Here is a 14,681-nt window from a genome sequence, read left to right as displayed (position 1 = left end):
TCGCAAGGTACAGCATATGCTTAAACGTTCATTTCTACTTTCTTTGTTGTTTTTGGCTAACAGCACTGTGTATGCGCAAAGTGTGCAGGGCGACAAAGAAACTTATATGAGTGACCCGATCGAACCGGTTAATCGCTTGGTGTGGGATTTTAACTATTATGTATTAGATGGTTATATCTACAGACCGGTTACTGAAACCTATGTTGATTGGGTGCCCGACGGAGGCAGAACTGCACTTAATAACATGGTGCTTAATCTAGACGAGCCTTCAAATATTGTGAATAACTTATTGCAGTTAGAGTTTAAACAAGCCACCAATGCTTTTTTTCGTTTTACTTTTAATTCAACGTTTGGCCTGTTGGGTTTATTTGATATTGCTAAATACGGTGGCATCGAACGTCGTAGAGAAAGTTTCGGCAATGTATTAGGACATTGGTCTGTGCCGCACGGACCTTACCTTATGGTGCCTGTGATTGGGCCACGTAGTACCAGAATATTAGTGGGTAATGTGGTGGATGGTTTGTACTTTCCTATGAGTTATTTGAACTTGTGGCAATCAGGCGTGGTATGGGGATTAAATGGCTTAGACGTACGTGAAGGTTTATTAGGTCAAGAAGCGTTAATCGATCAATCCCTAGATCCTTATACTTTTGTAAAAGAAGCTTATATACAATACGAAGCCTTTAAATTTTATTCGCAGGGAGCGAGCTCGGATGAGTTTATTAAACTGCAACAGCAAAAATCACAACGTTCACAAAAACAAACAGAACAAGAGCTGAATGATTTCTTAGATGAAATTGATTAATAGCCATGCCGTTAAATTGTAGCAGATGTTTGTTGGTTAAAATGAATTGCTTCATTATTCCTGTCAACATTTGCTCAAACACTAAAATGAGTTGCTGCTACAAAACAGCCAAAAAAGCACCACATAAATGCTAGCAATATAAATATAAAAATAAAACGAAAAACTAATTTAATCAAAGACTCGGGGTTGATATGTCAGTTGCAAATTTAATTACCATTGATGGGCCAAGTGGTTCAGGTAAAGGTACCGTATGTCACATTCTAGCGAAAAAGTTAGGATGGCATTTATTAGACAGTGGCGCGCTTTATCGTATTTTAGCTTACGCCGCATTACAACAAAAAGTCGCATTAAACGACGCGCAAGGATTAGCGGATTTAGCATTAACATTAGATGTTTCATTTGTCTCTAATGGTAGCGGTGTAGATACCTTATTAAGCGCTGAAAATGTCGGTGATAAGTTACGCACTGAAGTGGTTGCACAAGCTGCATCCGAGGTCGCTTCTATTGAGCTGGTACGATCAGCCCTGCTGGCACGTCAAAAAGCATTCTTACAGCAACCTGGTTTAATCGCCGATGGCCGAGACATGGGCACAGTGGTATTTCCGGAGGCTGAGGTCAAGATATTCTTAGATGCAAGCGCCGAGGAGCGAGCCCAACGCCGTTTTAATCAGTTGCAAGATAAGGGCTTTAATGTTAGCATCGCGCAAATTTTAAGCGAGATTAAAGAGCGTGATTATCGTGATCGTAACCGAGCTGTTGCTCCATTACGACCTGCTGATGATGCATTAGTTATTGACTCAACGACATTAACGATTGATCAAGTTGTAGACAAAATATTAACCTTAACTGAACTTAAATTAAAAATTTCAACTGAATAATCAGTTGTTTACTAATACTACTTTATGGATGAAGTGGTAACTCTCTTGCCTCCCGTACGAATGGATTGTATGTGGTTGTATAAAATAAGTGTGAATAAATAGATGATGGAATCTTTTGCTGAACTATTTGAAGAATCTCTTCAACAAGTAGAAACTCGCCCAGGTACAATTGTTAAAGGTACAATCGTACGTATTAGCAACAACTTAGTATTCGTTGACGCTGGACTTAAATCTGAAGCTGCTATCCCAGTTGAAGAATTCAAGAACGCTGCTGGCGAAATTGAAGTTGAAGTTGGCGATGTTTGTGATGTAGCTCTAGACGCTGTAGAAGATGGTTTCGGTGAAACTAAACTTTCTCGCGAAAAAGCGAAACGTCACGAAGCTTGGATCCAATTAGAGAAAGCGTACGAAGACCAAGAAACTGTTATCGGTGTTATCAACGGTAAAGTTAAAGGTGGTTTCACTGTTGAATTAAACGGTATCCGTGCTTTCCTTCCTGGTTCATTAGTTGACGTACGTCCGGTACGTGACACTGCTCACCTTGAAAACAAAGATATTGAATTCAAAGTGATCAAGCTAGACCAAAAACGCAACAATGTTGTTGTATCTCGTCGTGCTGTTATCGAAACTGAAAACAGTGTTGAACGTGATGAACTTCTTGAGAACCTTCAAGAAGGTCAAGAAGTTAAAGGTATCGTTAAGAACCTTACTGACTACGGTGCATTCGTAGACTTAGGCGGCGTAGACGGCCTACTACATATCACTGATATGGCTTGGAAACGTGTTAAACACCCAAGCGAAATCGTAACTGTTGGTGAAGAAATCAACGTTAAAATCCTTAAGTTTGACCGTGAGCGTACTCGTGTATCACTAGGTCTTAAGCAATTAGGTGAAGATCCATGGGTTGCAATCGCTAAGCGTTACCCTGAATCAACTCGTCTAACTGGTAAAGTAACAAACTTAACTGATTACGGTTGTTTCGTAGAAATTGAAGAAGGCGTAGAAGGTCTTGTTCACGTTTCTGAAATGGATTGGACTAATAAAAACATCCACCCATCTAAAGTTGTTAACTTAGGCGATATGGCTGAAGTTATGGTTCTAGACATCGACGAAGAACGTCGTCGTATTTCTCTAGGCCTTAAACAATGTAAAGCTAACCCGTGGGAAGAGTTCTCTTCAACACACGATAAAGGACAAAAAGTTTCTGGTAAGATTAAATCTATCACTGACTTCGGTATCTTCATCGGTCTTGACGGCAACATCGACGGTCTAGTTCACCTTTCTGACATTAGCTGGGAAGTTGAAGGCGAAAAAGCAGTACTTGACTACAAAAAAGGCGACGAAATCGAAGCTGTTGTATTACAAGTTGACCCAGAGCGCGAACGTATCTCTCTTGGTATCAAACAAATTGCTGCTGACCCATTCAACAATTACTTAGCAGAATTCAAGAAAGGAACTATTGTTACTGGTACTATTTCTGAAGTTGATGCTAAGGGTGCAACAGTTACTCTTACTGAAGGCGTTGAAGGTTACATCCGTGTTGCAGATATCTCACGTGATCGTATCGAAGATGCATCTACAGTATTAAAAGCTGGTGAGCCTGTTGAAGCTAAATACGTAGGTGTTGATCGTAAAAACCGCGTAATTAGCTTGTCTATCAAAGCTAAAGATGAAGCAGATGAGAAAGATGCTATCGATAGCTTGAAGCAACAAGATGAAGCAAGCATGGGTAATGCAATGCTTGACGCGTTTAACGCTGCTAAAGGCAAATAATTAAAAGTGGCTGGTAACAGCCACCTTTAATAGCATTAACTGGTGTCTTTTTTAATTTGTATTCACATAATACGAGGTAAGTTATGACTAAGTCTGATTTGATCGAAAGGCTAACCAGCAAACACTTTCAATTGTCGGTTAAAGAAGTTGAAGATAGTGTTAAAGAAACATTAATGTTAATGACCAATTCACTTGCATCAGGCGAGCGTATTGAAGTCAGAGGCTTTGGTAGTTTTTCTTTACATTATCGTGCTCCACGCATTGGCCGTAACCCTAAAACAGGGGACAAGGTTGAACTAGGTGGGAAGTATGTTCCTCACTTCAAACCGGGTAAAGCATTGAGAGAACGTGTTAATGCAATAAATGCCTAAATAAAAATGGTGCTGAAAAGCACCATTTTTTTATCTATTATTCCTTCGTCATTTCTTTCAATATTTTTTAAAGTCCACTTCTGCAGCCATTTCATCGCTAATAGTATTAATCTGATCAATATCCTAGAGGATAATGGCAAAGGAATCATATCAATGATTTATTCCCTGCTTGATTTATAATACACTCATCACTTCTTATTCTTGTGTGGGTATCAGTATGAAACGCTTTCTAACTATATTAATCACAGTGGTGTTTTTTATTATTGTGATTGTAATAGGTTTAAAAAACCAACAGCTCGTCACCTTAAATTATCTCATTGCGCAAAATGAATTACGCTTATCAACATTATTAGCGATTGTTTTTTCAGTGGGTTTTTCAACGGCGATATTTATTGCTAGCTACTTTTATTTAGCATTAAAAATGAAGGCTCGTCAGCTACGTAAATTAACCGTTAAACAACGTAGAGAGCTGAATGATTTACGCGCCAACATTGAAAAAGATTAATTCTTAGTGCAAGAAGTCTTCTTTCTCTTACTGCCCGTGGCTGCCTTTTATGGTTGGTACATGGGCGTGCGCAGCGTTTATCAGAAAAAACAGCAGAAAGGTAATAAATTAAGCCGTGATTATGTTCAAGGGTTAAATTTTTTATTAAATGAACAACCCGATAAAGCCGTTGATCATTTTATTGCATTGTTAGATGTTGATGATGAAACCATTGAAACACACCTCGCTTTAGGCAATCTATTTCGTCAAAATGGCGAAGTCGACCGTGCGATCCGTATTCATCAAAACTTAATTGCACGTCCTAACTTAACACTTGAGCAACGCGACCTTGCTATGTTGCAATTGGGTAAAGACTTCTATCAATCGGGGTTGTTTGACCGCAGTGAAGAAACCTTTATTCAACTTAAGGAATCACCTGAGTACAGACAAGTTGCGCTAGAAAACCTATTACTTATCTACCAACAACTAAAAGATTGGCAAGAGGCGATTAACTGTACCGAACAGTTAAATAAAATGGGTCAAGATAAAGCCAAACCAAGAACCTTATCTTACCTGTATTGCAGCTTAGCGGACCAATTGAAAAAACCTGATCAACAAAAGCAAGCCATCAAGTTATATCAAAAAGCATTAGTGACTTACCCTAAGTGTATACGCGCTTGTATCGCTATCGCCGATTATTACGATCAAGAGCGACAGCAGAAAAAAGCCTTAGAAGTATTACAACGTGTACCAGAGTTAGATATCGACTTTACCGAAGTAATATTAGAAAAGTTATATGCCCTACACAAAGAGCTACATACAGAACAAGCGTTAATGGATTATTTGTACCATATTGTGGGTTTAGGGGGAGGCGCAAGTGCGGTTATCCTACTAGCTAGTTTGATTGCTGAATTTAAAAGCGTTGAAGAAGCCCAAGCATTTATGTTGCAAGAGCTAAGACGTAATCCGACCATGAAAGGTTTTAATCATTTAATGACCTATCATTTACGCTTAGCACAATCAGATAATGAGAAAGAAAGTTTAGTCTTTCTACATACCTTGGTGAGTGAGCAAATTAAAACTCGATCTCAATATCGCTGTCAAAAATGTGGCTATTCCACTAAAAAACTATTCTGGCAGTGCCCATCTTGTAAAAGTTGGGGACGCATTAAACCGATCCGTGGTTTAGATGGCGAATAGTCGATTGTGCATTTACAATCAGGTCACTTTGATACACGATCACACTGTAAATTAACAATCTCGCATTATAAGTAACTAATTACACGTTTGATATAGGAATAAAAATGACTCAGCTTACCGACCCTAAAGTTGTTATTGCACTCGATTATGACAACAAGCAACAAGCATTGGCTTTTATTGAGCAGCTAGATCCTAGTACTTGCCGTTTAAAAATTGGTAAAGAAATGTTTACTCACTTTGGTCCTGAATTTGTAAAATTAGTGGTCGCTAAAGGTTTTGATGTTTTCCTAGATTTGAAGTTTCATGATATTCCTAACACCGTAGCAAAAGCAGTGAAAGCTGCCGCTGAATTAGGGGTTTGGATGGTTAACGTACATGCCAGTGGCGGTCGTCGTATGATGGAAGCGGCCAAAGCTATTTTAGAACCTTACGGTGATAAAGCGCCATTACTGATAGCCGTGACGGTATTAACTAGCATGGATCAAAATGACCTCACCGAGTTAGGCATTGACCTGACACCTGCAGAACAAGTAAAGCGTTTAGCGACATTAACTAAATCATCTGGGTTAGATGGCGTGGTTTGTTCATCACATGAAGCGCAGGAGTTAAAAGCTTTGCTAGGGGAGTCATTTAAGCTGATCACGCCAGGTATTCGACCAGCAGGCTCCGATGCTGGTGATCAACGCCGTATTAAAACACCAAAACAAGCGCTTGAAAGTGGATCGGATTATTTGGTAATCGGACGCCCGATTACTCAAGCAGAAGACCCTGTTGCCGTGTTAAATGAAATTAATGCATCGCTAGGTTAATTAAGCTCCGTTAAGGGATCGTCATTTTTTATGAAAAAAATTGATATTACTAAATACAAAGCAGATTTTATGCAAAAAATTGCATTTGATTTCAAACAGTGGATGTCACCAGCAATACGTGATTATTATTCATTATTCTTGAAGAATGCACATCAAAATCGTGAACAACTTCTGTCATGGGTAAAGGAATATTCAGTATTAGAAAATGGTCGCTCGGTTAAAGTTGCACAAAAACCGATTCAAGTTTCTTCGGAAGCCCGTGAATTGTTTTTATGTTTACAAACTAGAATCGGTGAAGAAGTTCATGTAGGTGAGTGGTTGACGATCACACAAGATCGTGTGGATCAGTTTGCACATGTGACTGAAGATCATCAATGGTTACATAATGATGTTGAACGTGCCGAAAAAGAATCCCCCTTTAAAACCACCATTGCTCACGGTTTTTTGACGTTATCGTTACTGCCTCATTTAACCGATAGCGTAGATGCCAGTCGTCCTGCTTACCCTAATGCAAAAATGACAGTGAATTACGGACTTAATCAAGTACGTTTTCCTTACCCTGTTAAAACCGGCAGTGTGATCCGAGCGCACAGTCGCTTAATTAAAGTATCACCGATAAAACGTGGTTTAGAGATCGAAAAAGAGATCTCTGTGGAAATACAAGGCACGCGTCGCCCAGGTTGTGTGGCCGTTTCCGTGGTCAGGGTCTATTTCTAATTGGTGTTCTAAGATCTAGTAAACTTGAGTGGTTACAATAAATTGACACTTGTTATTGTCACTACTCATTACCTGAACCTAGTTCCATTATAAAATACTTAGATTCAAATAATAAGTGAATAAAAAGGACATTATTGCCACCTTATACAAACTGATTATTATTAATCAATAACTTATAATTATATTTAGCCTCTACTCACTCACTATGTACGAAAACCGCTACAATTCTCACTATATAAGATCCATTTAAGATCTTTTTGCTTCAGTTCACCCCTCCATCATTGTTGGCCGCTATTGCTCCTGAATACTTATTGTCAATATTGCGGACTTTATAGCGGCTCAATTCGCTTGATAATATTTCACTAACGCAAACCTTTCTCTGTACCAATGACTTAAATATCCACTACTTTAGCTGCAATAGGCCTGTCGTAAAGTGATTACTCGCTGTGCCTTGTGCTAAGGACATCTTAAAATAAAATCTCTTATTCGCTGGTATCAGCAGTCGCGTCATTTTTTAGTGGCGGTAACAATACACCGCCTCTTTTTTTTGACTTTGTGAATATCTTTGCTTAATCGAGCATCTCTTTATAATCAATAATTTAATACTATAATTGTAAGTTGTTAATATTAAATATATTTATTTCACTTTTTCTCGGTAAAACATTAAAAATAAAAGTTGGCATAAAAATCGCTTTATAACCCTTGAGAGTAAAAATTGACGGCAAAATAAACAAATCTTGCCGATTTTCCCGATTCAGGGATTGATAGGAACAAAGGAGTAATTTATGGCCCAGGTAATTAATACAAATATCATGTCGCTAAATGCGCAACGTCAATTAAATAAAAGTCAACTAACGCAAAATGAAGCAATGGAGCGTTTATCTTCTGGTTTACGTATCAACAGTGCAAAAGATGATGCGGCAGGGCTTGCTATTTCAACAGGTATGCAATCGCAAATTCGTGGTATTAATCAAGCAGTTCGTAATGCAAATGACGGTATTTCGATGTCGCAAACCGCTGAAGGTTCGATGGATGAAATGACTAATATCCTACAACGTATGCGTGAACTATCAGTACAAGCAGCGAATGATACAAATTCAGCAGATAATAAATTATCTATTCAAAAAGAAGTTGACCAACTTTATACTGAATTAGATCGTATTTCACAAACTACCCAATTTAACGGTACTAACTTGTTAGATGGTTCTAATCCATCGACGACATTGCAAATTGGTGCTAACTCAGGTGAAAATTTAACCTTTTCTATTGCAGCAGTAACAACCGCGGCACTTGGTCTTGATGGTGGTGTTAATAAAGGTGATTTAAATGGTGGTCGAGTTGTATTAGGCGCGGTATCAAAAGATCTTGTTGCTATTAATGGTGTGGATATTGGCGCTATTACAGCAACTGGTGGTGCTGCAGAGATGGAAAGAGTTATCAATTTAGAAACAGCTTCCACGGGAGTTGTTGCTGATGCTTATAATGTGGTTGAGGGAGCCTCTGCTAGTGACACTACAGGTATAACTAATGGGTTACAGTTCACGGTTGGAACGGGTGATACAGTGACATTAGGCGCTACATCATCTATCGCAAATCTTGCGGAGACCATTAACCGCGATGTTGAAGGCATAACGGCAACAGTAGGGGATGCTGGTAACATTATTTTAAATAATGATAGTGGTGAATCAATTAAGATTGCTGGCGCTACAGCATCACTCACAGGCGCAGGCTTGGAAGCCACTACCTTTGAAGGTTATTTAGGGTTAACGAGTCAAAGTGGAGAACCTATTGAAGTTGGGCAAGGTAGTTTAAGTACTGCAGCAGCAGGTGTTCCTACTAATACAGAGAAATTTGGTTTTCTTATCTCTAATGGAGATGCTGTACTCAGTAAAGGTATTACTCCAGGACCAATACTAGAAACTGATAAACTAACGATTAATGGTGTAGATCTAGTTGCAAGTGCAGCTGGTACAATTGCAGATCAAATCACTGCGATTAATAAGTTAACAGATGAAACAGGTGTAACTGCGACACCTGGTACTGCGCCAGCAAACACAATTATTTTTACTTCAGAAGATGGAGGAGATATCGTTATTGCTAGTGGTAAGGATACAACAACTGATAGAACTGCTGCATTAACTAAGCTCGGAGTTAATGAAGTGGGGGGCACAGCAGTTACTGATTTAAGTCTTAGCGTAACAACTTCAGATAAAGCAGTGCGAAGTTTAGATAAGATAGATAGTGCTCTACAGCAAATATCAGAATCGCGTGCGAGTCTAGGTGCGATTCAGAATCGACTCGGTTCTACTATTTCGAACTTAGAAAATGTATCTCAAAACTTGTCTGCATCAAACTCTCGAATTCAAGATGCTGACTTTGCTGCAGAAACATCAAAAATGAGTAAAGCACAAATATTGCAACAAGCTGGCACGGCAATGCTTTCGCAAGCTAATGCAAGTACGCAAAACGTACTATCATTGCTACAAGGATAAAGTGAGTTGATAATTGCTATTAATGTAGGCAATCACTCGCCACTTTAATCCGATTTATCATTACAAGTAAAATGGGTGAATATCTTACAGGTTTTTACTCTCATTTTCTCCTCAGTTCCCACCCATTTAAAGGCAGCCTAGGCTGCCTTTTTCTATTCTAGTTACCACCAAATCTGTTAAACATTAACTATAAGAAAACCTTTAAAAAATTAAAAAACATTAAATTATTAAAAATAAATAAAGTGTTTTAATATTTTGACCTTGCTTCTTTACCCTTCGTGGTAATTCGCTTTTGACTTTGACCTTTACCCCGCTACACCTCATTGGTTAAGGCCTTTAGATCTTTTAATAAATAAAACGATCTTTTTTTAATCTACCTCTAAAGTAATCGTTTTGTCAGTCGATAAAGTTATTAAGTCCGAACATCGACTGTTTTGAAAATGAACCGTTTAGCAATAAAAATTTTTAATGACACAAAAACATTAAAGTTATTTTTTAAGCGGTCGATAAGAATTACATACTTAATCAAACTGATTAAAAGTTTTATAAACAACTTAAGTCAGAAATAAATAACCAAGGAGCACATCATGGCCTCAGTAGTAAATACAAATGTAATGTCACTGAATGCACAACGTCAGTTAGGCAAATCACAATCAACACAAAATGAAGCAATGGAACGTTTATCTTCTGGCTTACGTATTAACAGTGCAAAAGATGATGCAGCCGGTCTTGCAATTTCTACTGGCATGCAGTCACAAATCAAAGGTATTAACCAAGCGGTTCGTAACGCGAACGACGGTGTATCAATGGCACAAACTGCAGAGGGTTCAATGGATGAAATGACTAACATCCTACAACGTATGCGTGAATTGTCTGTTCAGTCTGCCAATGATACAAACTCAGCAGATAACAGAGCGTCAATCCAGAAAGAAGTTGACCAACTTAGCTCAGAGCTTGACCGTATTGCTGAAACTACAGAGTTTAATGGTACTAAACTGCTTAATGGTACCGCTGGCGAAACCACACTACAAATTGGTGCAAACTCAGGACAAACATTAAGTTTCTCGATTGATTCTGTAACGACAAATGATTTAGGCTTAAATGGTAACCTTAATAAAGGCGACTTAAATGGTGGGCGTGTAACTGGTTTAATTACTAAAGATAAAATTGATGTTAATGGTGTTACGATCGGTGCCGCGACAGCTATTACTAATAATGATGCACTTTCGAATGCGAATGCAATTAATGAAAAAACAGCTGAAACGGGTGTAACCGCAAATGCATATAATGTTGTACAGGGATCTGGAACAGATAGTACTACAGGTAAAGAAGTAACGGGTATAACAACAGGAATGTCAATTCAAGTTGGTGCTGGAGATGCTGTTACTTTAGGTGCAACCTCTTCAATGGGTAATCTTGTTGATACTATTAATCGTGATGTTGCAGGTGTAACTGCGTCATTGGATGATGAAGGTGGCTTATTGTTAACTAACGATACTGGCGAAGATATTATCGTTACAGGAGGAGATGCAGCTACCACCGGTCTTACCGCTGCTACGTATAAAGGAAATGTTTCTTTAACTAGTGCGGATGGATCTGCAATTAGCGTCAATGATTTCGAGAAACCAGGACAAGGTGCAAACACTGGAGTTGCTGGTTTCTTGGCATCTAATGGAGCGGGTTCAATTAGTACTGGTTCTACTACTGCAACTCCAGGTGCAGTGGTCGCAACGGATAAAATACAAATTAATGGTGTTGATTTAGTTGCTAGTTTAGCAACAACATCAGGAGCTATGGCTACTGAAATTAACAAATTGACTGAGCAAACAGGTGTCACCGCAACGGCTAATGGGACTGGTCTTACATTTAGTTCAGCAGACGGTAGCGCAGTCGAAATTACCTCTGGAGCTGGTGGAGAAGTTGCTCAAAAAGCTGCATTGACTAAATTAGGTATGGGTGGTGGAATGGGAGGTAAAGTTGTTGACTCTCTTGGCACCAACGTAAAAACCGCAGCCGGTGCAACTAACACGATTGATCTGATTGATAGCGCATTATCGCAAATTAGTGAATCACGTGCGGGATTAGGTGCGATTCAAAACCGTTTAGGCTCTACTATTTCTAACTTAGAAAACGTTTCACAAAACTTATCTGCATCGAATTCTCGAATTCAAGATGCTGACTTTGCAGCAGAAACGTCAAAAATGAGTAAAGCACAAATCTTGCAACAAGCAGGTACATCAATGTTGTCGCAAGCTAATGCGTCAGCACAAAGTGTACTTTCACTTCTTGGCTAAACCTTAGGGTAGCTAACTTGTTGATTAATAGCTCCCTAGCAATAGGGGGCTTTTTTGCCATAAGGCTATAAGAGAAGAGGTTAATATGTCTGATTTTAATATTGCATTATCACCTTCCAATTTAGTAGGAATTGAAAAAGACAACATTAGAAGCACTCCTGCTGAAGAAGAGATTGCTCCAATCACGAAGTCTGAAGCAACTAAATCTGAAATAGTAAAAAATGAGAAAGTAATAAACGAAACAAAAGATAACGAGGAAACATCCAGTACAGTAAAAGAGACCGTTGATGAGATGAATGCTTTTTTACAAAGCATGCAACGCAATTTATCCTTTACGATAGATGAAGATTCAGGTGAAAAAGTTATTTCCGTTAAAGACTCTGAAACCGAAGAGGTAATTCGCCAAATACCTTCAGAAGAATTGGTTGTTTTACGTAAAAAAATGGATGACGTAGTCGGTATACTATTTGATACAAAAGTATAAGTTATTAGTTTAAAGTACCATGAAACTAAAAGCTATTCATCACTTCTATGAAGTGGTATAAATTTTGCTTTAATTAATGCATCAAAAATCGTTAATCGTAGATGATACGGAAAATAAGGAATCACTATGTCTTCAATCACTTCAACAGGTTTAGGCTCTGGCCTAGATATTAATAGCATTGTTACTGCAATTGTTGATGCAGAAAAAGATCCTGCGTTAAAAAAAATGACTGAAGAAGCCGTTGAAGCTACGGCAATGATATCCTCTTACGGTTTGCTAAATAGTGAACTTTCTTCTTTTAAATCATCTTATAAACAACTTGGTTACGATTCTAGTTTTGCTGCCGCTAATGCAACAAGTAGCGATAGCGATATTCTTGAAGCAACTTTAGGTTACGGCGCAGAAACGGGGCAATGGGAATTCGAAGTTAAGCAACGTGCGCAAGCGCATACTCTTGTTTCAGCAGTGGCCAATACTTTTACTGATATAACCAACGAAGTTGGTGAAGGCATTCTCACATTAACTTACGGTACTTATAGTGGCGTAGGTAATGATACTTTTACTGCTGATCCTGATAAAACATTTGAAACAATCACCATTTCTAACGATATAGATCCTCTCACTGGTAAAAGTAATAACTCATTGGAAGGTTTGCGCGACGAAATTAATGATGCTGATAATAATTACAGTGTTTCTGCATCCATTATTAATGATGGTACAAATTACCGCTTAATATTAACAAGTAAAGAAACGGGCGAAAAAAGTGCCGTGGAGTTGACTGCGACTGATCTTGCGGGTGACCCCATTGCGACCGCTGGTACAGGGTTAGATCGTTTTACTTATAGTGCTACTAACAAAAATATGACAGAGACGGTTGTTGCTCAAGATGCTGAACTTGTTATGAATGGTATTACTATTACTAGTGGCAGTAATGATGTTACCAGTGTTATTGAAGGTGTGACGTTAAACTTAAATGATGCTGAAGTTGGAAAAACAGTCACTTTAAAAATAGATAGTGACATTAGTCAAGTAGAGGAGCAAATCCAAGCTTTTTTTGAAAGTTATAATAGCACGATTACTAAAATGAATGAGTTAACCGTATTTAATGGTGTTGATGCAACTGACAACGGTGTATTGAATGGAGATTCAACAATTCGTAATATTCAATCTATGATGCGTGGCGTATTAAACACACAAATGGATCATATTGAAGGATCGATTCACAGCTTTGCTGATTTAGGCATGTTAACCAAACGTGATGGCACATTAGAATTAGATGCTGATAAACTTGCTGCTGCATTAAAAAATGATCTCGCTGGCGTTGCTGACTTCTTCACTGCGACTGGGACGACTACAGATTCGAAAATTTCCTTTGAAAGCAATAGTAGTTTTACAAAAGCGGGCACTTACGCTATAGATGTTTCCCAACTTGCAACGCAAGGTTCCTTAGCCGCTAATAATGTGGCTGGGCTTGTAATGAATGATACAAATAATAGCTTTCAAATACGTGTAGATGGTTATGAGTCGAGTTCAATTGACTTGACCATCGGTAGTTATAGCAGTGTTGATGAAATGATTATTGAAATGCAGGCTAAGATAAATTCTGATTCAAATCTCAAAGATAATGGTATTAGTGTCAAAATTATTAATGATGCAGGAAAACTTTCAATTACTTCTAATGAATATGGTTCATCTTCAACGGTTGGATTTACTACTAGTGATGCTGATTTTATTACCAACTTAGGATTTTCATCTTCTACTAGTATCATTGGCTTAGATGTTGAAGGTACGATTAATGGCATTTCTGCAAGCGGCAATGGTCAGTATTTATTATCTGAATCTGGCGATTCGGAAGGCATCAAATTACTCATCGAAGGAGGTGCTCTTGGAGAGCGGGGTAATGTTACTTACTCTGATGGTTTAACAACTGTGATGAATGATGTGTTAGACAGCATCATTGATACTAATGTTTCGGAATCTAGTGGCGATGTTAGCTCAAGCCAGGGCACTATTGATGGTAAAATAGATTCTCTTTATAAGAAAATTACCACATTAGAAGAGCAAGAAGAGGCATTAACATATCGTACTGATAAACTTGAGGCGCGTTTGTATAAAGAATTTAATGCAATGGATATCGCTGTTTCAACGTTAAATAATACCATGAGTTACTTAACCAGTGCATTAGATGCATTGCCTGGATATACTAGGGAGTAATTACTCGTAAGTATATTAATTCCTTACATATTAGTGCTATTACTTGTGGGGCACTTCTTGCCGTAACCTTATTGTTTAGTTCCCTACACTACATATACTAATTAAATTATAGATTATAGAATTATTTAATAATGATGTATTAATTATATTATTTGCTACT

General features: G+C 38.2%; 12 protein-coding genes. All 12 read left to right on the top strand.

Annotation, left to right across the window (positions count from 1 at the left end; genetic code table 11):
* Positions 1-16: 16 nt before the first annotated feature.
* The 12 genes from H5084_RS02230 (at position 17) to fliD (ending at position 14,521) form a co-directional block, all read left to right on the top strand.
* Positions 17-805 carry a VacJ family lipoprotein gene (locus tag H5084_RS02230; protein ID WP_028867435.1) on the top strand — a complete coding sequence of 263 codons (789 nt, stop codon included), beginning with the start codon at positions 17-19 and terminating at the stop codon, positions 803-805.
* Between the two features lie 191 nt (positions 806-996).
* Positions 997-1,683 (top strand): (d)CMP kinase, encoded by a 687-nt coding sequence (gene cmk / locus H5084_RS02225; RefSeq protein WP_182689403.1) that lies wholly within the window; start codon positions 997-999, stop codon positions 1,681-1,683.
* 102 nt (positions 1,684-1,785) lie between these two features.
* A complete protein-coding gene (rpsA, locus tag H5084_RS02220; RefSeq protein ID WP_028867437.1) occupies positions 1,786-3,456 on the top strand; it encodes a 30S ribosomal protein S1 in 1,671 nt (556 codons plus the stop codon).
* Between the two features lie 83 nt (positions 3,457-3,539).
* Entirely contained in the window at positions 3,540-3,827 is a 288-nt protein-coding gene (ihfB, locus tag H5084_RS02215; protein ID WP_028867438.1) for an integration host factor subunit beta, read from the top strand.
* Between the two features lie 217 nt (positions 3,828-4,044).
* The gene (locus H5084_RS02210; protein WP_028867439.1) at positions 4,045-4,332 is read left to right on the top strand and encodes a LapA family protein; all 288 of its coding nucleotides are present in this window, start codon (positions 4,045-4,047) and stop codon (positions 4,330-4,332) included.
* Positions 4,333-4,338: 6 nt separating this feature from the next.
* On the top strand, positions 4,339-5,511 hold the full coding sequence (lapB, locus tag H5084_RS02205; protein ID WP_182689402.1) for a lipopolysaccharide assembly protein LapB: 1,173 nt from the start codon (positions 4,339-4,341) through the stop codon (positions 5,509-5,511).
* A gap of 104 nt (positions 5,512-5,615) precedes the next feature.
* Positions 5,616-6,320: an orotidine-5'-phosphate decarboxylase gene (gene pyrF / locus H5084_RS02200; RefSeq protein ID WP_182689401.1), complete on the top strand. Its 705-nt coding sequence runs from the start codon at positions 5,616-5,618 to the stop codon at positions 6,318-6,320.
* Positions 6,321-6,350: 30 nt separating this feature from the next.
* Positions 6,351-7,037: a MaoC family dehydratase gene (locus H5084_RS02195; protein WP_028867442.1), complete on the top strand. Its 687-nt coding sequence runs from the start codon at positions 6,351-6,353 to the stop codon at positions 7,035-7,037.
* Between the two features lie 785 nt (positions 7,038-7,822).
* Positions 7,823-9,529 (top strand): flagellin, encoded by a 1,707-nt coding sequence (locus H5084_RS19895; RefSeq protein ID WP_182689400.1) that lies wholly within the window; start codon positions 7,823-7,825, stop codon positions 9,527-9,529.
* A gap of 587 nt (positions 9,530-10,116) precedes the next feature.
* Positions 10,117-11,823, top strand: coding sequence for a flagellin (locus H5084_RS02185; RefSeq protein ID WP_182689399.1), 1,707 nt, complete (start codon positions 10,117-10,119; stop codon positions 11,821-11,823).
* A gap of 85 nt (positions 11,824-11,908) precedes the next feature.
* Positions 11,909-12,307: a flagellar protein FlaG gene (locus H5084_RS02180; RefSeq protein ID WP_182689398.1), complete on the top strand. Its 399-nt coding sequence runs from the start codon at positions 11,909-11,911 to the stop codon at positions 12,305-12,307.
* Between the two features lie 126 nt (positions 12,308-12,433).
* Entirely contained in the window at positions 12,434-14,521 is a 2,088-nt protein-coding gene (fliD, locus tag H5084_RS02175) for a flagellar filament capping protein FliD (protein WP_182689397.1), read from the top strand.
* The last annotated feature ends 160 nt before the right edge of the window (positions 14,522-14,681 follow it).

Origin of the sequence: Psychromonas sp. SR45-3, from assembly GCF_014163575.1 — a bacterium.
Taxonomy (GTDB): domain Bacteria; phylum Pseudomonadota; class Gammaproteobacteria; order Enterobacterales; family Psychromonadaceae; genus Psychromonas; species Psychromonas arctica.
This window is presented reverse-complemented; position numbering and strand designations above follow the sequence as displayed.